At 59.6% G+C, this 18477-nt stretch carries 22 protein-coding genes and 1 tRNA gene; 10 read left to right on the forward strand and 13 right to left on the reverse strand.

The genetic code is table 11. The features are described from left to right. Positions 1–2: 2 nt before the first annotated feature. The 4 genes from PUQ42_RS07495 to thiD are packed head-to-tail and all read left to right on the forward strand — an operon-like array spanning position 3 to position 2990. Entirely contained in the window at positions 3–704 is a 702-nt protein-coding gene (locus PUQ42_RS07495) for a HesA/MoeB/ThiF family protein (RefSeq protein ID WP_273372553.1), read from the forward strand. Between the two features lie 16 nt (positions 705–720). Further along, entirely contained in the window at positions 721–1422 is a 702-nt protein-coding gene (locus tag PUQ42_RS07500) for a class I SAM-dependent DNA methyltransferase (protein ID WP_087310480.1), read from the forward strand. A gap of 6 nt (positions 1423–1428) precedes the next feature. Further along, the gene (locus tag PUQ42_RS07505; protein ID WP_273372512.1) at positions 1429–2166 is read left to right on the forward strand and encodes a TenA family protein; all 738 of its coding nucleotides are present in this window, start codon (positions 1429–1431) and stop codon (positions 2164–2166) included. Then, positions 2163–2990: a bifunctional hydroxymethylpyrimidine kinase/phosphomethylpyrimidine kinase gene (thiD, locus tag PUQ42_RS07510; RefSeq protein WP_087310484.1), complete on the forward strand. Its 828-nt coding sequence runs from the start codon at positions 2163–2165 to the stop codon at positions 2988–2990. Before PUQ42_RS07505 ends, thiD begins: the two co-directional genes overlap by 4 nt. 218 nt (positions 2991–3208) lie before the next feature. Here the strand turns inward: thiD and PUQ42_RS07515 are convergent, their stop codons facing one another. The 4 genes from PUQ42_RS07515 to PUQ42_RS07530 are packed head-to-tail and all read right to left on the reverse strand — an operon-like array spanning position 3209 to position 9054. Further along, positions 3209–4123, reverse strand: a complete 915-nt coding sequence (locus tag PUQ42_RS07515) for a transporter (RefSeq protein ID WP_122121060.1) — start codon at positions 4121–4123, stop codon at positions 3209–3211. A 3-nt stretch (positions 4124–4126) separates the two neighbouring features. After that, the gene (locus PUQ42_RS07520) at positions 4127–4576 is read right to left on the reverse strand and encodes a GatB/YqeY domain-containing protein (protein WP_087310488.1); all 450 of its coding nucleotides are present in this window, start codon (positions 4574–4576) and stop codon (positions 4127–4129) included. A 37-nt stretch (positions 4577–4613) separates the two neighbouring features. After that, positions 4614–7613 (reverse strand): golvesin C-terminal-like domain-containing protein, encoded by a 3000-nt coding sequence (locus PUQ42_RS07525; protein ID WP_273372519.1) that lies wholly within the window; start codon positions 7611–7613, stop codon positions 4614–4616. After that, positions 7603–9054: a sodium:solute symporter gene (locus PUQ42_RS07530; protein ID WP_122121064.1), complete on the reverse strand. Its 1452-nt coding sequence runs from the start codon at positions 9052–9054 to the stop codon at positions 7603–7605. The genes PUQ42_RS07525 and PUQ42_RS07530 overlap by 11 nt, the downstream gene beginning before the upstream one ends. Positions 9055–9392: 338 nt before the next feature. Here PUQ42_RS07530 and mscL point away from each other — a divergent pair, with 338 nt between their 5' ends. Next, positions 9393–9878 (forward strand): large-conductance mechanosensitive channel protein MscL, encoded by a 486-nt coding sequence (mscL, locus tag PUQ42_RS07535; protein ID WP_273372522.1) that lies wholly within the window; start codon positions 9393–9395, stop codon positions 9876–9878. 161 nt (positions 9879–10039) lie between these two features. Continuing rightward, positions 10040–11422 (forward strand): sulfatase family protein, encoded by a 1383-nt coding sequence (locus PUQ42_RS07540; RefSeq protein WP_122121068.1) that lies wholly within the window; start codon positions 10040–10042, stop codon positions 11420–11422. An 86-nt stretch (positions 11423–11508) separates the two neighbouring features. On the opposite strand, the gene PUQ42_RS07545 is transcribed toward PUQ42_RS07540, so the two are convergent. Continuing rightward, positions 11509–12330: a potassium channel family protein gene (locus tag PUQ42_RS07545; protein WP_337956036.1), complete on the reverse strand. Its 822-nt coding sequence runs from the start codon at positions 12328–12330 to the stop codon at positions 11509–11511. Between the two features lie 133 nt (positions 12331–12463). On the opposite strand from PUQ42_RS07545, the gene PUQ42_RS07550 reads away from it, so the two are divergent. The 4 genes from PUQ42_RS07550 to PUQ42_RS07560 all read left to right on the forward strand — a co-directional run bounded on the left by PUQ42_RS07550 (position 12464) and on the right by PUQ42_RS07560 (position 14613). Beyond that, a tRNA-Met gene (locus PUQ42_RS07550) sits at positions 12464–12540 on the forward strand. A 149-nt stretch (positions 12541–12689) separates the two neighbouring features. Next, complete coding sequence (locus PUQ42_RS07555; protein ID WP_273372525.1) at positions 12690–13889, forward strand: site-specific integrase; 1200 nt, start codon at positions 12690–12692, stop codon at positions 13887–13889. 73 nt (positions 13890–13962) lie between these two features. Continuing rightward, positions 13963–14142 (forward strand): type II toxin-antitoxin system HicA family toxin, encoded by a 180-nt coding sequence (locus PUQ42_RS10355; protein ID WP_122121074.1) that lies wholly within the window; start codon positions 13963–13965, stop codon positions 14140–14142. A 66-nt stretch (positions 14143–14208) separates the two neighbouring features. Beyond that, positions 14209–14613 carry a type II toxin-antitoxin system HicB family antitoxin gene (locus PUQ42_RS07560; RefSeq protein ID WP_122121721.1) on the forward strand — a complete coding sequence of 135 codons (405 nt, stop codon included), beginning with the start codon at positions 14209–14211 and terminating at the stop codon, positions 14611–14613. 56 nt (positions 14614–14669) lie between these two features. On the opposite strand, the gene PUQ42_RS07565 is transcribed toward PUQ42_RS07560, so the two are convergent. Genes PUQ42_RS07565 through PUQ42_RS07600 form a run of 8 tightly spaced genes read right to left on the reverse strand, consistent with a single transcriptional unit; the run spans position 14670 to position 18061 of the window. Further along, complete coding sequence (locus PUQ42_RS07565) at positions 14670–15245, reverse strand: DUF6808 domain-containing protein (RefSeq protein WP_273372528.1); 576 nt, start codon at positions 15243–15245, stop codon at positions 14670–14672. Beyond that, entirely contained in the window at positions 15242–15685 is a 444-nt protein-coding gene (locus PUQ42_RS07570) for a hypothetical protein (RefSeq protein WP_273372531.1), read from the reverse strand. Before PUQ42_RS07570 ends, PUQ42_RS07565 begins: the two co-directional genes overlap by 4 nt. A 1-nt stretch (position 15686) precedes the next feature. Further along, positions 15687–16289 (reverse strand): N-acetylmuramoyl-L-alanine amidase, encoded by a 603-nt coding sequence (locus PUQ42_RS07575; protein WP_273372534.1) that lies wholly within the window; start codon positions 16287–16289, stop codon positions 15687–15689. Next, positions 16286–16474 carry a hypothetical protein gene (locus PUQ42_RS07580; protein WP_273372536.1) on the reverse strand — a complete coding sequence of 63 codons (189 nt, stop codon included), beginning with the start codon at positions 16472–16474 and terminating at the stop codon, positions 16286–16288. Before PUQ42_RS07580 ends, PUQ42_RS07575 begins: the two co-directional genes overlap by 4 nt. A gap of 13 nt (positions 16475–16487) precedes the next feature. Then, entirely contained in the window at positions 16488–17096 is a 609-nt protein-coding gene (locus PUQ42_RS07585; RefSeq protein ID WP_273372539.1) for a hypothetical protein, read from the reverse strand. A gap of 4 nt (positions 17097–17100) precedes the next feature. Next, complete coding sequence (locus tag PUQ42_RS07590; RefSeq protein WP_273372542.1) at positions 17101–17373, reverse strand: hypothetical protein; 273 nt, start codon at positions 17371–17373, stop codon at positions 17101–17103. 2 nt (positions 17374–17375) lie between these two features. Continuing rightward, entirely contained in the window at positions 17376–17669 is a 294-nt protein-coding gene (locus tag PUQ42_RS07595; protein ID WP_273372545.1) for a DUF2829 domain-containing protein, read from the reverse strand. Positions 17670–17689: 20 nt separating this feature from the next. After that, positions 17690–18061 (reverse strand): hypothetical protein, encoded by a 372-nt coding sequence (locus PUQ42_RS07600; RefSeq protein ID WP_273372548.1) that lies wholly within the window; start codon positions 18059–18061, stop codon positions 17690–17692. Positions 18062–18477 lie beyond the last annotated feature (416 nt).

The following is an 18477-nucleotide window of genomic DNA, read 5'->3' on the forward strand; positions in this document are numbered from 1 at the left end:
TGATGGACTCGACGGAACGTTACGCCCGGCAGACGATGCTCCGGGAGATCGGCCCCGAGGGTCAGCGGCGTCTTGCCGAGGCGTCGGTGCTCGTGGTCGGGGTCGGCGGACTGGGCTCGCCGGCGGCGCTCTACCTCACCGGTGCCGGAGTGGGCCGACTCGGGCTTGCCGATCCGGACCGCGTCTCGGAGAGCAACCTCCAGCGGCAGACGCTTTACACCGAGTCGCAGATCGGACGCCCGAAGACGGAGGCGGCCCGCGAACGGCTGTCGGCCTTCTGCTCGCAGACGCGCTTCACGTGTTACGACGAGGGGCTCACGGCCGAAAATGCCCGGGAGGTGATCGAGGGCTACGACCTGGTCGTGGACTGCTGCGACAACTTTCCGACACGCTACCTGATCGACGATGCGTGTGCGGCCTGCGGCAAGCCGTGGGTCCACGGCTCGATCGGCGAGTTCCAAGGGCAGGTGGCCCTTTTCAACGGACGCTCGGGGCGCCGCTATGCGGAGCTCTACCCCGACCGCGAGGCGCTGTGCGCCCGGCCGCGGACCACAAGCGGCGTGCTGGGCACCGTCCCGGGAGTCATCGGTACGCTCGAGGCGTCGGAGGCCATCAAGTGGATCGTCGGCTTCGGCGAACCGCTCGACGGACGTCTCTTCACCCTTGATTTGAAAACCCTGCAAACCGAAATCATAACCTTTTAAGCAAAAGACAACAGAAATGGGAAAAGGATTCGACCAGTACGCATCGGCCTATGATGCCTGGTTTCTCGACAACCGCAACGTACTCTATTCCGAGGTCAATCTGGTAGCCTCGACACTCAAGGATGCCGGGCGGGTGCTCTCGGTGGGCTGCGGCAGCGGTCTGTTCGAGAAGATTCTCCGCGAGGAGTACGGCATCACCGTCACCGACGGCATCGAACCCTCGAAGGGAATGGCCGAAATCGCCCGCAAGCGGGGCATGCACGTGGTGGAGGCGACGGCCGAGGAGGCCGACTTCGGCCACGGAACCTATGACACGCTGCTCTTCAACGGCACGCCGAGCTACATCGGCGACCTGCGGAGCGTGGTGCGCAAGGCCTACGAGGCGCTGCCCGCCGGGGGCCGGATCATTCTGATCGACGTGCCGAAGGAGAGCTCCTACGGCCTGCTCTACAACCTGGCCAAGGCCGTCGGGACATGGGATCACCCGCTGCTTGCGGGGTGCTACCCGCCCAACCCCTACCCGATCGAGTTCGTCGACGTGGCTGCCTGGCGCACGACGGCCGAGAAGGTGGAGCTGCTGCGCGAGGCGGGCTTCACCGATCTGGAGTTCTCGCAGACGCTGACCTCGCACCCCGTCTGCTCGAACGACGAGGAGGAGCAGCCCACGCCGGGATACGGCAAGGGGGATTACGTGGCCGTTGTGGCCCGCAAACGCTGACCGTCCATGAGACGCTGGAGCGATGAGGCGTGGGAGGCGGCCCTCCCCGTCTACGAAAAGATTCTCGCGCACCCGTTCGTCGGGGCGCTGGCCGACGGAAGCCTTCCGGAGGAGCGTTTCCGCTTCTACATCCGGCAGGACGCCCTCTATCTGGACGGTTATGCAAGGCGGCTGGCCCACGTGGCCGCGCGTCTGCCCCGCAAGGAGCAGGCCGAACGCTTCCTGCACTTCGCGCTCGACGGTATCGAGGTCGAACGGGCCCTCCACGCGCAGTTCCTCGCGGGGAGCCACCCGGCCCCCGAAGAGATCAGCCCGACGTGCCTGCTCTACACCTCGGTGCTCGACGCCCAGGCGCTGGCTCCGGTGGAGGTCGAGGCGGCGGCCGTGCTGCCCTGCTTTGTGGTCTACCAGCGGGTCGGCGAGTGGATCCATGCCCGGGCGGAGGGCAACGGCCGACGGGCAGCCGACGGGCTGGCCGCAGGTTCCGCGACGCACGCCGACACCCCGACCGGGCCGAAAGCGCACAGGCCTCTTGCAGAAAATCCCTACCGGGCGTGGATCGAGACCTATGCCGATCCGGCCTTTGCCGCCTCGGCGGAGCAAGCCACGGCGATCTGCAACGAACTGGCCGCCGCGGCAGGCGAAGAGACCCGCCGGCGGATGAGCGAACTCTTCGTGCGCTGTACGCGCATGGAGTGGCTGTTCTGGGAGAGCGCCTGGAATCTTGAAACGTGGAAAATATGAACAACGAAACCCCAAAACACTACAAACGCGCGCTGACCATTGCGGGGAGCGACCCCAGCGGCGGCGCCGGCATCCAGGCCGACCTGAAGACCTTCTCGGCGTGCGGATGCTTCGGAACGTCGGCCATCGTGGCCGTTGTCGACGAGAATACGGTGGGCGTCACGGGCGTCCATCCCATCCCGGTGGAGTTCGTCACGGGACAGATCCGCTCGGTGCTGGACGATATCGGCACCGACGCCGTGAAGATCGGCATGCTGCACTCCTCGGAGCTGATCCGCGCCGTGCGCGACACGCTCCGCCCCTACGGGCTACGCAACGTGGTACTCGACCCGGTGATGGTGGCCACGTCGGGCGATCCGCTGCTGCAGCAGGAGGCCGTCTCGACGCTGCGCGACGAGCTGATCCCCACCGTACGGATCATCACGCCGAACATCCCCGAGGCCGAACTGCTGCTCGGACGGAAGATCGACCGACAGGAGTCGCTGCCCGAAGCGGCACGCGAACTCTCGCGCAACGCGGGCGGTGTCTCGGTCTTTCTGAAGGCGGGCCACCTGCACGACGAGGAGCTCGTCGATATCTTCTACAACGCCGAAGAGGAGCGCATCCTGCCGCTGCGCTCGCGCCGTCTGGCAACGCGCAACACCCACGGCACGGGCTGCACCCTCTCGTCGGCACTGGCGGCCTTCCTGGCCCGGGGCTGCTCGCTCGACGAGGCGGCCACGCGCGCCAAGGAGTACATTGCCGGGGCCATCGAAGCCGGGGCAGCCTACGAGATCGGCCACGGACACGGCCCGGTCCACCACTTCTTCCGCTTCTGGGAGTAGCTCCCAGCAAGGGACCGAACAAAAGGGGTGCAGTATGCAATTGCCGCACCCCTTTTTTCGAGACAAAGACTCTTCCGGGAGAGCTTCCGAGTAACAAAATAGTAACAAAATCGGCCTGAGAACGACCGGGAAAAGCGGATCAGCCAGCCGTCCCGAGGTGTAGAAAAAAATGCGGCAACTGTTGCAAATGGCTGCATTCCATCACATTACAAATCAGACTACCGGAATTTTTCCCGATCCTTCCTGTATATCTGATAACTGTTCACGAAATTCTGCCAGACGATATAGGCCGTCGGGGCAATCGACGAGATGGGATTCAGAAAGGCCTGCGCCATCCACACGGCCAACACCGTATTTTTCTGCCCGAGCGACTGACCGCCGGCCGGCGGATCGCCATACCGACGACCAAGCATGCGCCCCACCTTGAACTGCACCAGACAGATCACCAGAGCGGCAAAGGCCAGCCACAACTCCGTCGACATCGAGGCATCGTGGAGGTCGATGATGAAACAGGTCGTACGGCCGATAATCACCAGCAGCGACAACAGCCACATGTAGAACGAGATCAGACTGTGATCGCCGATCCATCGGGCCGCCTTCGGGAAGACAAAACGGAAGAACTGCGCCGCGGCAAACGGTCCGATCAACAGCGGAGCGATGCGGGCCAGAATCTGCGAGAAGGTGCAGACGCCGTTGCCCGTGAAGGTGAGGATCACGGGGGCCACCAGCGCAATGGCCATGTTGCAGATCAGGCTGTAGGTGGCCATCGTGGCGACGTTGGCGCCGAGCATGCCGGCGATGACCACGGCGGCCATCGCCACGGGAGCCAGTACACAGACCATGGCACCTTGAGCCACCACCTCGTTCAACGGGCGCAGCACCAGATAGACCGCCACACACATGACCACCTGGAAGAGCAGCAGCCAGAGGTGCAGCATCGAAGGTTTCATCTGTTTGGGGCTGACGCGGCAGAAGGTGACGAAGAGCATCAGGAAGATCAGCGTCGGGGTGATCATCTGATGACTTGCAGTCTCAAGGCCGGCAATCGGCCGGCACAGCAACGCCCCCACCACCATGGCCGAAGGCATGGCAATGGTCTTCAGGTTACGGTGCAACGATTCGGAAACGTGCATTACCTAAGCGAGTAACTCCTTGACCCGGGCCGAAATCTCCTTGCCGTCGGCGCGTCCGGCCAGACGTTTCGAGGCGACGCCCATCACCTTACCCATCTCCTTCATCGACGTGGCACCCACCTCGGCAATGATCGTGCGAAGCTCGGCAGTCAGCTCTTCGGGCGTGAGCTGCTTGGGCAGGAACTCCTGATAGACGGCCACCTGCGCCAGCTCCTCCGACGCCAGATCGGGGCGGTTCTGCTCGGTAAAGATCTGTGCCGAATCGGTGCCCTGCTTGGCCAGTTTCGAGATGATTTTCAGCACGTCGGCATCGGGCAGTTCGGCCACCTCCGGACCGGCCGTCTTGGCCTCGATGATGTACTTCTTCGCATTGCGGAGCGCACTCAGACGCACCGTGTCCTTGGCCTTCATGGCCTCCATGATCCCTTTCGAAATCTGCTGTTCCAATGACATAACGTTATAAATTTTAGAATGTAAAACCTCTTTATCTCTACCTTTGCTTCACGAGGAAGTCCAGCACGTCGCGCATCATCCGGTCGCGCTCCACCTCGCCGCCGATCGTCTCGAACGGGAAGCCCGCGACGAAGGTCCGCCCGGCGGATTCACTCGCCACGGCGGCCGTGCCGTTACCGTCGACATAGCGCATCACGGCAAAGGCCTCGCGGCCGACCGGCTCCAGCGCATCCGACCGCTCGACGACGTAGCAATCCGGACGATACTCCGTATTGAAGCGGTACTCGCCGCGCGAGAAGCCCGGATGGGCCGTCACGACGCGCACGCGGCCCGAACCCGTCGCGCGACACGCCCCCAGCCGGCAGCGCAGCACCTCCCCGGCGAAGCTCCGCTCACGCTCCGAGGCGGCCTGCCCGGCCAGATCCGAAAGCACATAGGCACCCGAAGCGAACAACGCCCCTCCGTCGGCCAGATAACGTCTCAGACGACTCTGCAAAGCCTCGGGAAAGACCTCGAAGGCGGCATCGGCGATGCCCCGTCCGATCGTCGTGGTGCGCTGCTTGCCGAGGATCAGATCGACGGCATCGTATCCCCGCAGCGCCACACGCCCCTCTTCGACGGCCCGGGCCGAAGTCGAACAGTAGGAGTAACCGGCGGCCGCCATGGAACGGCCGTGCAGCGACGGATAGTCGAACGTATTGCCGCCGATGACGTCGGTCTCGTAATCGCGGTCGCAGGCCCCGAGCGCCAGGCTGTCGACATTGCTGCGCGCCATCGCGAGGTCGAAGACCCGCTGCGGCCCGACGAACGAGATATCCATGCGGTCGGGCACCCCGCCGTCGAGATCCATGCGGAAACCGGCCAACGAATCGCTGCGCATCGCAACGGGGCCGCTCACGCGGTCAAAGCCGTTGACGATCAGTACGCGTCCCCGCTCATCGGCCACCCGGCATGCGGCCAGCGTCTCGCTCGGGAAACTCTCGCCGCCGGCATTGACGGCCGTCACGCGGAAGGCGTAGCGGCGGCCGGGCTCCAGGTCGACGATCAGTTCGGGACGGTCCACCAGACGGCCGTTATCGAAACCGCCGTCGTCGAGCCGCATGTAGACCACATAGCCGGTCGGCACGGCCGACGCCTCGAGCGGATCGACGGTCGGCTGCCACGAAAGGCGCACGCGGTCGTCGGCCGTGAATTCGGCGGCAAACGAGCAGACCGGAAGCGGCTGAACCGTTACTTCCGATAATCCGTATTGCGAGCTGACATAGCGCAGGATACCCTTATAGACGGCGCGGCTGACCGCAAACCGGAACCGAGGATCCTGCCCCAGACGCATGTCGGCAAAATTCTGGTGCGAAAGCAGTTCGAGCAGCATCGTCGGGACACTCGGGACACGGGCTTCGTAGTAGGCCCGGTTCCAGAGTCCGCGCCGCTGCCAGCCGGGCTCATAGAGGTGGCGGATATCCTCGACCACCTGGGTCTGGACAAGGTCCGTCAGATCGCGCGAACGGTAGCGGTCGGCACCGCCCGTGAATTTGCCCCCCTGTTCGCGCGTATAGAAGATGCCCAGCGTGCCGACAATGCCGTCGCCGTCGCGCACCCCGGCATCCGAATGGAACGCGAGGGCCAGATCCAGCGGAATGTGCAACCCCGTCGAGTCGGGCAGGCGCTCCGAACCACCCATCACGGCATTGACCCAATGGGCCCGCGACATGTAGTCGTCCTTGTAGTCGTCACGGTCGTGTTTGGGCGTGTAGACCCCCTCGGGGAAGCCGGCCCACTGCAGCCAGTAACGCGCCCCCTCGCAGAAGCGCGGATAGCCGCTCGTCTCGGCGATATATTCGCGGTCGGCATGGCGCAGCGAGTCAATCGGCGTGCGGGCCACGTTGCCGAAGCCGCCGCCCAGTTTCACGGCATCGGCCGAAACAAGCCGTCCGGCCCGCCGCGAGCGGTTGGTCAGCGTCACAAGCGTCTGCTCGCCCGCCGCAAAGGTGAACCGTCCGAGGTAGATCCACGTCCCGCCGCCCATCGTCTGATTGACGGCAAATTCGGTCTCGCCGCCCAGGTGGTGCACCGTATAGTGGGCATCGTCAACGCTCTCGGGGGTCGACTCGTAGCTGACATAGACGGCATATTCGCCTCGCTCGGGGATCGTGGCCCGCCACGCAGCCTCGCCCGAGGGGCGATGGGTCACGCTACGGATGCGACGCGTCGTGCCGTCACGGAAGGGATTCTCGCCCGTGAGGTAGACCTGCCGCAGATGGGCGAAGCCCGTGCCGCCCTCTTCCCACGCCCCCTGTTCGGCGTATTCGTCCCGCGCGTCGTTGTCCGCGAGCACCTCGTGAAGCTGCACGTCGCGTTCACGGGGCAGCACCACGCAGGCCCCGGCGTTCTCCAGCATCGGAACCAGGTAAGGCAGCACGTAACTCTGCGTATAGAGGTCCTCGCACGTCTGCCACAGCGTCGAACGCTGCCACCGCCAACAATCCCGCGTCTGGTCGAAATAGCGGCCGTGGCTCTGCCAGAGGGCGATATGACGTCCGGCAAGGCCTCCGGTCACGGTGTAGGCCGCCGAGAGCGGAGTCACCAGCGGCCGTACGGACCGGTTGGTGAAGGGGATGAGGCGTCGTTTTTCGATCAGTCGCCGCGTCTGCCCGGCATCGCGGCACGCCATGGGGATCAACTCCCCCACCTCGCGGTTGTCGGTATAGAGTTCGATCTGCGCCTTGCGGTACTCGGCGGGCAGCAGCGCCCGCACCGAATCGCGCATGGCGGCGGTATTCTCCACACGGAAGGGATAGTACGAAAGTCCGATCGTCGCATAGATGCGCACCGTACGACGCGATGCCTTCACGGCCTGCACCCGCACGGTGATCGGCTCGGCCTTCTGGTAGCCCCCCGAGACCTCGCGCGAGACGATCCGCGACAGCGTGCGGCCGATCCGGGTCCGCGTCGCCGAAGAGATCGAGGCGGCCGAGAGGGTCGTCGAAAGGGTTAATGCCAAAAGCGAGGTGAAGATATATAAATACCTATTTTTCATTTCGTTGTGACAGTATATACATGCCGATGACGGTAAAGGCGGCGTTATAGATCAACAGTTCGAATCCGATCTGGTAGTCCCACCTCTCGCGGGCCCAGAACTGCAGCAGCGCACTCAGCACCGGAGCTGCAACGGCCACCAGCGGCATCCAGCGGTCGCGCACCCGGCGGCGCGTCATCATGCCGAAGGCAAACATGCCGAGGATCGGACCGTAGGTGTAGCTGGCCACCTTGTAGACCAGATTGATGACGCTGTCGTCGGCCCAATACTCGAAAGCCAGGATCACTCCGGCCATCAGCAGCGCCATGCCGACATGCACCCCCTTGCGCAGGCGGGTCAGCCGGCAGTCGTCGAGTTGTTTCGTCCCCTCGAGGATATCGACCGTAAAGGAGGTGGTCAGCGCTGTCAGGGCCGATCCGGCAGCTGAATAGGTACTTGAAATAAGCCCGACAACGAACAGAATGCCAACCACAAGCGGAAGTCCGCCTTCTACGGCCACCATCGAAAAGACCTGGTCGCTCTTTGCGGGCAGCGGCAGCCCTGTCCGGTCGGCGTAGAGGTAGAGCAGCACCCCGAGAACCAGAAAGAGAAAGATGACGAAGATCTGGCTCACGGCCGTCAGCACGATATTCTTCTGCGAGTCGCGCGGCGTGGCACAGCTCAGATTGCGCTGCATCATGTCCTGATCGAGTCCCGTCATGGCCACCAGCAGCACGATACCCGCTGCAAACATCTTCCAGAAATAGCGCCCCGAGGCCGGGTCGTCGAAGAAGAAGATCCGCGACATGGGCGACCGGGCCACCTCGCGCGCCGTCTCAGCGGCCGAAAGGTCCAGCGCCCGCATGATGAAGAGGATCGACAGCACGAGGCTCCCGACCAGGCACAGCGTCTTGAGCGTATCGGTCCAGATCAGCGACTTGACACCCCCCTGCCGCGTATAGAGCCACACGAAGGCCATCGTGACGAGGGCATTGGTCCAGAACGGAATGCCGTAGTGCGAGAAGACCAGCAGCTGGAGCACCGCGCAGACGACGTAGACGCGCAGGGCGGCGCCGAGCATCTTCGAAAGGAAAAAGAACCAAGCCCCGGTGCGGTGCGAGGCGACGCCGAAGCGGTCGTCGAGGTATTCGTAGAGCGAGACCACCCGCAGGCGGTAGAAGGTCGGGATCAGCACGTAGGCCACGATGAACTGCCCCACTGTGAACCCGGCAACCATCTGCATGTAGGAGAAGGAATCGACGGCCACCGACCCCGGGACCGAGATGAAGGTGACGCCCGACATTGCCGCGCCGATCATCGCAAAGGCCGCCATATACCACGGCGTGCGGCGGTTGCCGGTGAAGAAGCCCGCATTGTCGGCCCGGCGGCCCGAAAGCCATGCCACGACGAACAAGACGGCGATATAGCCCAATACGGTGAGAATGACGGCTGCGGGTGTCATGTGGTTCGGTTTGCGGAAGTCCGGAATTACACGTTGCCGGATCGCGGCACCCCGGTGGCGGGATGTCGTACGGAACGGATCTTCCGGTTCATATCGGGACAAAGATACGAAAAAGCTCGATAGGATATACCCCGCACGACTACATTCAGGGTGTTCCTGTTGCGTGACCTCAAAGCGTGGTCTGCAAACGGCGTCCGACGGCCGGGCCCGACCGTGCAAAGGACGTCACGCCGATCGGCTCGAATTTCAGGGGTTGGCGATTTTTTCCTATCTTTGTCCGGATCGGCACGTTTCGTCCGACCGTCAGTAAACTTGTAACCCATCAAAAATCGAACAGTATGGCTTTTTTCAAGGAATTCAAAGAGTTTGCCCTCAAGGGCAATGTCATGGACATGGCCGTCGGCGTGATCATCGGCGGCGCGTTCGGAAAGATCGTCTCCTCGCTGGTGAACGACATTCTCATGCCCCCGATCGGCGCCCTGATCGGAAATACCGACTTCTCACAGTTGCGGCTCGATATCTCGAAGGTCCGCGACGTGACCGCGGGCGCCGTGCGGTCGGTCGGAGAACTCGTCAGCGACGGCGCCGCTGTTGCACAAAGCGCCCCCGTGGAACCCGTCTACTGGAACTATGGCGCCTTTATCCAGCAGTGCATCGACTTCGCCATTCTGGCCTTCTGCGTCTTCCTGATGGTCAAACTGATGAACCGCCTCATGAAGAAAAAGGCCCAGACTCCCCCAGCTCCCCCCGCTCCGTCGAAGGAGGAGCTGCTCCTCACCGAGATCCGCGACCTGCTCAAGGCCCAACAGCAAAAACAAAACTGACAATCGAAAACATATCGTCATTCAATCCGGATCAAAATGGTCCGGATTTTTCATTTCAAAACAATTCGAAACAATATACCCCACTATTTATGTTTCGAAATTGGATTATAACGAAATTGATGTTATATTTGCGAGGAACAGAAACCCAAAACGAAATCCCCATGAAAAATCGACTCCAAACTGCAGGGCTCGGTCTCCTCGCTCTGGCTGCCGGCGGATGCTCCAGCCAGAAACCAAACCAACCGAACATCATTCTGATTCTCGCCGATGACCTCGGCGCCGAATGTCTCGGCTGTTACGGCGGCGTCAGTTACCAGACCCCGCACCTCGATTCACTCGCCCGACAGGCCATCCGCTTCGAAAACATGCACGCCTTGCCGCTCAGCACCCCCTCCCGAGTGCAACTCATGACCGGCGTCTACAACGACCGAAACTACGTCAACTTCGGATACATGAACGACGACGAACATACCTTCGCCCACCTCGCCCAACAAGCCGGATACTCCACGGCCATCGTCGGGAAATGGCAACTCGGTCGATCCCGGGAGATGGTTCCCAAACTCGGTTTCGACGAATGGTGTCTCTGTCAACTCGAAATCTACAAGGAACTCGCCGGCGATAAGGCGACCGACCGTTACGCATTCTCCTATCTCGACAACAACGGCCGTTACGACTTCAGTTACTACGGCCCGGATGATGCTCTGCGATACGCTTTCGACTACATCGACCGGCAGACCGCGGCCCGAAAACCATTCCTGCTCTACTACCCTACGCCGCTGGTACATACACCCCATGTGCCGACGCCCGACTCCGAATGCTGGACCGATAACCCGGAAACCCGGTTCATCCATGACACCCGCCACTTCCCAGACATGGTCGCCTATCTCGACAAACAGGTCGGCAAGTTCGTCGACAAACTCCAGACCGACGGCCTTTGGGACAACACCATTCTGATCTTTGTCGGGGACAACGGAACCATGGAACAGGTCGTCTCGAAACTGGACGACGGCCGCGAAATCAAGGGCGGAAAAGGCAACTCCACCTCCAACGGTACCCATGTCCCGCTGCTCATCGCCTGGGGTGACAAGATCAAAAGCGGACGAGTCAGTCAACGTCTCGTCGATTTGACCGACTTCATGCCGACGCTGGCCGATGCCATGGGTGTCAAGATCCCCGATGAGTGGAACACTGAAGGAATTTCGCTCTATCCCGAATTATGTGGCGATAAACCCCTCGAGCGAGAGTTCACTCTGATGCACTTCAACCCCCTCTGGCCGCACAAAGCCTACCCGAGAGCGGCCCGCTGCGCCTTCAACACCCAGTACAAATATTATTGGGACGGACGATTCTACAACTTTGCGGAGGATCCCATGGAACAGCACCCGATCGACGTAAAACAATGCTCGCCCGAGGTACAGGCCTTGTATGCAAAACTCAAGGCCAAAGTCGACGAAATGCCCGATTGGTATCCGGACAAACCCGGAGCTCCCAGACACGGTGACTACAAGAGTTTTTACGACGCCAATCCCAAACCCGCAATCTGAAAACAAAAGCCCCGGCCTTCGTGCCGGGGCTTCCGCCTGAACGGAATGGGCAATCTCCGAACAGAGACCGCACCCGTAGCAGAATCTCATACCTCCGGAACCCCTGCACCGGATGCGGATGATGCTGGCGGGGCCGGAGTTGAAACGTCGGGTGATGACGATGCAGATGATGCGGGGGAAATCGAGGCGGGTGATGTCGAGGACGAAGGCGTGGAGGACGAAGGATTCGATTGCTGCGGCATATACTCCTGCAATATATAGGTCGTGAAGATCGGGAAGAACATCATCCCCAGCGACGGCAGCAGCACGCAGACCACCTTCCCGACGGCCGTCACCGGAAAGATCTCCGCACCGACGGTCGTGACGTTCATCCACGCCCACCACAGCGCATTGCCGAACCCTTCGAGTTTCGGATTCACCAGCACCTCGTAGTCGTAGAAGACCAGCGCCGAAACGTAGGTGAAGACCACCACCGTGAAGAGATACGCCGCAAAAAGCCACCGCATCCGGCCGCCCCGTTTGCTCCGCACCATCCACTCCACGATGAGAAACATCGCCAAAAAAGCCCGAAGCATCGGAACCAGTCCGACCAGGATCCCCCAATCGTGGGTCATGCGGACGCCCGTCCACGAAATCAGCGTCAGGTAGGGAATCGATATCAGCAAATAGAACAGGTGGCGCACGAAAAAACGACCACGGTGCTCGGACTGCAGTATCCGAAGCAAAAAGTCATAGAGAAAAATCACGCAAACAAAAAACTGGATCGTCAAATAGGTCATTGAAAGGTAGCGGTGATCCCCGGCTATGATCTCCCACGAAAGGGACACCAGCAACGTGATTCCGGCCAACAATTTGACAATGCCCAGTCGGTCGGTCGATTCGGCGTGTTTGGATTCAGAGATGGTCATCGTATTTCAATTTCACGCAGGTGTCTCAAAATCAATGCCAAGGATTTCAAGACCCAATTTTCTCGCGTTTTTTCGCCCGAATATTTTGCAGGTTTCGATTTTTCCATTACCTTTGCACTCGCAATCAAGCAATGGCGGGATAGCTCAGCTGGTTAGAGCGCATGATTCATAATCATGAGGTCGAGAGTTCAAGTCTCTCTCCCGCTACCAATTAAAAACCAAGCACTTACAGCAATGTAAGTGCTTTTCTTTTGCGCTTTTCTTGCTTTTCCCCAAAAATTAAACCACCTTTACAACGCATTGTGGCGGCATTACGTCGCATTGTCATTACCGCCCCACTTGCAAAAAACTTGCACAAAATGGCCTCCATCTCCTTAAAACTCGACCGCCGGCGGGCTAACGTTCGCGGACTATACCCGATCCAATTCCTCCTCTCCTCGAAAGGGAAGGTTACGACCATCGGCACCGGCATCAACATCCTGCCCGAACACTGGAACGGCGAAGTCAACAAGGCCGTCGTCCCGAAGTGCCCGAATGCCCGCGCGATCAACGAGAGCATCGAAGCGCTCTTCTTCCGATATACGAACACGCTCCGGGAGCTGGACAACAGCGGGAAGCTGGCCGGGAAAAGCGTCTCCGAAATCAAAGCGATGTTGACCGCAGTCAAAACGACGTCGAACAAGGAGAGCCTCTCCGACTATTTCCACCGATACGCCGACTCGAGGCGCACCGAGAACAGCAGACTGGCCTATCTCTACACCCTCAAAACGATCGAGGCGTTCGACAAGTCGGATCTCTCGTTCGAAGCTATCACCGTCATCTGGCTGAAGGCATTCGACGCCTATCTCGAAAAGCAAGGCTCCAGTATCAATACCCGGGCCCTGCATTTCCGAAACCTACGAGCCGTCTTCAACAGCGCCATCAACGAGGATCTGATCGGGCTCGAGCACTACCCTTTCCGCAAGTTTAAGATCGCCTCCTCCCGCAAGGACAAGGAGGCGCTCACCGAGGAGCAACTCCAGCGGCTGATCGCCTACGAGACGCCATACCCTTTCCGTCGGACGGCCCGGGATCTCTTCCTGCTGTCGTTCTACATGTGCGGCATGAACCTGGTGGATCTGTTCCACCTCGACCGGCTGCGCGACGGCCGGGCCCACTTCGTGCGGACGAAGACCTCGGGCAAGAATATCAACCCGGTGTCGATCCTCGTCCAGCCGGAGGCGGCCGAGATAATCGCCCGGTATGCCGGCACGGAACACGTCCTGCGGTTCATTGAAGAACGGGCCACCTACGACACCTTCATCCATCAGATCCAGCGGTCGCTCCGTCACATCGCCAAGGAGCTCGGGATCGAGGGGCTGACCTTCTACTGGGCGCGCTACACCTGGGCGACGCTGGCCGACAAACTCGGGATCTCGGAGAAGGAGATCAGCAAGGGGCTGGGCCACGTCGACACCTCGATCGCCGGGAAGTTCTACATCTCCTACGACTGGACGAAGGTCGACCGGGCAAACCGGAGGGTAATAGATCATATAAGCTCTTTTCAGTCTAAACAATAGATTTTTTTCCATTATATTTTGTAAATAATAGAAATTTATCTATCTTTGTAGTGTCAAACAAATACTATAAGCGATGAAATCGAGTGAGCTACAAAAGTTGATTCTCGCAAACGGATGGCGGATCGTCCGGCAAAGCGGAAGCCACGTGATTTACGAGAAAAACGGAATCAGGTACCCGGTCCCGTTTCACGGAGGTAAGGAAGTGGGTACAGGACTTGAAAAGAAAATCAAACGGGAGATGGGTCTGAAATAGGCCCTTCCCGAAAAAACCGAAGGGAGGGGGAGGGCACCCCCCCAGATGGAGGGAAAGGAGGATAAAATGAAACAGATTACAGCCATTATCGAAAAAAACAGCGACGGCGGATACAGCGCCTATTGCACCGACGAAGTGTTCTCCGGTATGGGAGACACGGCAGATGCCGCCAAAGAGGATCTGAAACAATCCATCCGGCATTTTGTCGAATCAAGCCGCGAAGACGGATATCAATATCCGGAATGGCTTGACGGCGAATACGAGATCGTGTATAAGTTCGACACGCAATCGCTTCTTCAATACTACGCCGGGATCATCACCCCGGCCGCTTTGGGGAGGTTGTCAGGAATCAATCCCAAACAACTCTGGAGCTATGCACACGGGAAATCCAAACCCCGGAAGGCCCAAGTGAAACGAATCGAGGAGGCACTGCACCGTTTGGGATCAGAATTATCGTCTATCTCTTTGTAGTATTTGTTTGACAGCTCATCTATAAAGAGAGCGCCCCGGCCTTTCGGTCGGGGCTTTTACTTGCGCCACAGCGCCACGCCGGCCTCGATCTGGCCGAAGGCGCTTTTTTTGTGGGGATCGTATCCCGCCGAGGCCGACACGCTGAATCGGCCGAATGTGCGTCGGGCATAGGCTCCGACCCACACCCCACTGCCGTCCGAGGTCATCCAGGCACCCAGCGCGGGGCCCAGTTCCCAGGCGTAAGGTTCGCGGACGAGCTGCACCCGCTCGACCGTCTTGTTGTAGGTCTCGAAGTAGTCGAGCCGGGGCCCCATCGGCCCCACGACCGGCCCGACCACCCGTGCGTAATAGGTCGAGTCGCGGTACTCCAGCGTGCGCTCCGTGACCGTTATCTGCACGCTGTCGCCGACGACGACCGTCCGGTCTACCGTATCAGCCGGAGCGAACAGCATCCGAGGCACATTCACCGCCACCAGGCGCTCCGTCACCGCGAACGGCTGCGGACGTTCGTAGAACACCGTCTCAACCCGCACCCGCTCGACAATCTCCGGCCGGGAGACATATTGCCCCAGCCACCACCCTCCGAGGAAGGTGGCGGCCAAAGCAATCGCAGTTGTTACCCAGCGGCTCATATCCGTCCGAAGTAATGCAGGACGGCCCACAGCGGCCTCGATTCGACATAACCCGGGACGCTCTCCCAGTCCCGGGCCTCCTGTTCGAACATCGAGTTCGTATAGGCCCGGTCGAACGCCTCCCGCCATCCGTGGGTGCAGAGGCGGATCGCCCAGGTGATCGTCGCCTCCAGGAAGTAGATCGCGTAGTAGACGAACGGCACGGCCACGAACCACCAGCCGCCGCCGAACACGATCTGCAGTACCACGGCCACGAGGAACGCCGCCACCGTCATCTCCCAGTACTGCTCGCAATGGATGCTCTCGTGGCGCTTCACCCGCTCGGATAGCGGATCCGTCTCGGCGTGCTTCGTGCAGATCGTCCCGAAGAGCATCGAGGTGTCGAAGTTCTTTGCGAGAAGCGTCTTTGCCATCAGGCTGTCGTAGTAGATCCGTCTCATGTCAGCTTTGGGTTTGGTGGTAGTCGATGCAGGCCAGGATCGCCTCGACGTGCATCACGGCGATCCGCTCGCGGCCCTCCTCGGACATAATGAACCGGCAATCCGGTTCGCTATCCATGAAGAAGTTCTCGGTCAGCACCGCCGGGCACTTCGTGTCGCGAAGGATCGCGAAGTTGCTGTCCCAATCGGGGTCGGCGGGGTCGGCGCTCCCCTTCCGGATCCGCCACTCCTTGCCGAACGCCGCCTCGGCCTTCTCGTAGAAAAGGGCCGAATAGCGGTCCGACATCGAATCGCCCAGGCAGGTGTGGGCCTCCCAGCCGGTGCCACCGCCGGCGTTGGCGTGCACCGACACCAGCAGGCAGTTCTCCTTCCCGGCGACGTCGCAGATGCCGTTCACCCGGTTGGCCCTCACGTACAGCGGCACATCCCGGAGCTCCGGGACGATGATCTCCGCCACGACGCCCCGGGCGTGCAGCCGATCGAAGACCCGGCGCACGATGTCCCGGGCGAACTCATACTCGCGCAGGCACGATCCGTCCGGCCACACGGGCGAGCACTTGCCGGGCGTCTCCTCGCCGTGTCCGTTGTCCAGGAGGATCTTCATACCTTGGCCTCCTCCTTTTTGGTTTCGCGGTCATACCACGCCCTGGCGACGATGCCGGCCACGAAGCCGACGCCGGCAGAGATCGTCGAGGCGATGCGGATGCCGTCCGGCAGCAGGTTGAACGCCACGACCAGCGCCACCGCTGCGGCCACGCCGATCAGAATCCATTTCGTTGTCTTTTTCATAGTTTTATTTGGTTTAACGATTCAGTCTTTTGTAGAAATCAAGTTTGATATCATCATAGGCGGCCTTCACATTCGTATATGCCCGCCCGTTATTTGGACCGGCCGAATTGTAGATCTCATCCTCGACAACAGAGGCGACCTTCTCAACCCATGCAATATCCGTATATTCGGACAGTTTTCGACCTCGATAGGTATAGCTTTCGAATCGCGTATTCCGATCCTCATGGATGTTGTGCAAAAGCGTTCTGATCTTCGCCGCAGTCGCTTCGTGGTCGACGATATGATTCTCCTCCCGGACCTTCTTAATAATTCGGCACACCTTCTCGACAGCCAGATCGAAGAACACATTGGCCGTGTTCTTGATTCGCAACTGGGTTTCGGGGCGAAGTCCCACCGAGATATCCGTCAACTTCTCATTCTGCGCGCGGGTTTCATCCAACAACTCCTGCATCGCGCCTCTGTTGTCGTCGATGATACCATTGATTAGCGATTTGAACCATGCGAAGCACGAAATCATCAGCCCCATAGACAGCAGGAGAAACACTCCTGCCGTCACGGCCATCATTCCTAAATCACTGATCCCTTTCGCAACGCTCGTAATTTGTCCGGCATCCACTTCCATATCTCTATCCGATTAAATACGTTATCCACACGACGACGCCTCCGCCGAGGGTGGCAGCCAGGTCGCGGAGATCCGCCTTGGCGTCGGCCTGCTCCTTGCCGACGGCCGCCACGGCGACGGTGACGACCGACGCTGCCAGCGCCAGCCATTTGGGAACGAATAACGCTACAGCCAGCAGGACAATCGCCGCAACGGCCGCTCCTACGGCGAAGTGCTTGTACTTGTCGGCGCCGATGCCGTTCAGACAGCCGACGATCTTGTCGAAGATTCGTTTCATGACTACTCGATCTCTACCCAGTCCTCCGCAAGCATGTCGGTTTGGGACGCCAGCCAACCAGTTAGAATTTTGTCGTCAGCCGTTTTCATGCGAATAGAGCCGAGAGCATCAAATGAATCACGGCCATTCTTATCCAGCACGGATCGAAGCATCGGGTCGTGGATTGCAGTCTTGGGAATTGTTCCGGCCGGAAGCAGGAACAAAAACATACCTTTCCCGTTCCATCCTTCACGGGCTACTTTCTTCCCTTGTTTGAGCAGGCGAATAGCCTCTCCAAAATCAAATTTAGCCTTCATAATTTTGTTATTTTATGTGATTATGCCTTTTCAACATAGATCCCCACCAGCGCACTCAAATCGTGGTACACTGCCTGCCCCGTGGAGCGGGTGCACTTGTAGGTCACACCGTTCTGCGAGTAGTATTTGCCCTCGAAAAGCGCCATATTTCCGTTGTACGGGATCGGGTCCTCCAGCGTCCCGGCCGCTGTCTCGTTGATCTCCTCATAGAGCGCAGCGGTGAGTTCAGACGGCGCCTGATTCTCCAGCACCGTGGCGATCTGCTGGCGCACCTTGTAGAGCCGGCCTTCGTAGAGCACTTTGAATCCGGCGGTGAGCGACTTGCCGATGAACGAAGCCCATTCGGGATAGAGATCTTTGATCTGCAACGACTGTTCGTCTGATAGTGGCATGGCATTCACTGCCATCGTGGCAAACATAGCCACTTGCCTGATCATTGTGTCTGGAATAGGTTCAGGCGTTGGTTCCGGCTCAGGGATTGGTTCCGGCTCCGGAGTTGGAGGAACATCTTCGTATTCGTATTCGATCGCTCCGTTCCGATAGTACATCACCGGCACTTTGCCTTCTATTTGTTCCGGTTCGGGGATAGAGTCGATCTCAAAACCTTTTCCAAGATTCAATCCTTTGTAGTTAATGTAAACTACCTCTCCTGTGCTATTTATTTCAATGTATATCATTTCCGTATCTTCTATAAATTGGTAAAGTGTCCACTTTAAAACCGTTATATATCCCACTAGTGTCCGGAGAAAAATTCTCCGACAATGTTTTAATTATTAAACATCAATAAGTTACAAGCATTAGAAAATTT

The organism is Alistipes megaguti (assembly GCF_944320325.1).
Classification (GTDB): Bacteria; Bacteroidota; Bacteroidia; order Bacteroidales; family Rikenellaceae; genus Alistipes; species Alistipes megaguti.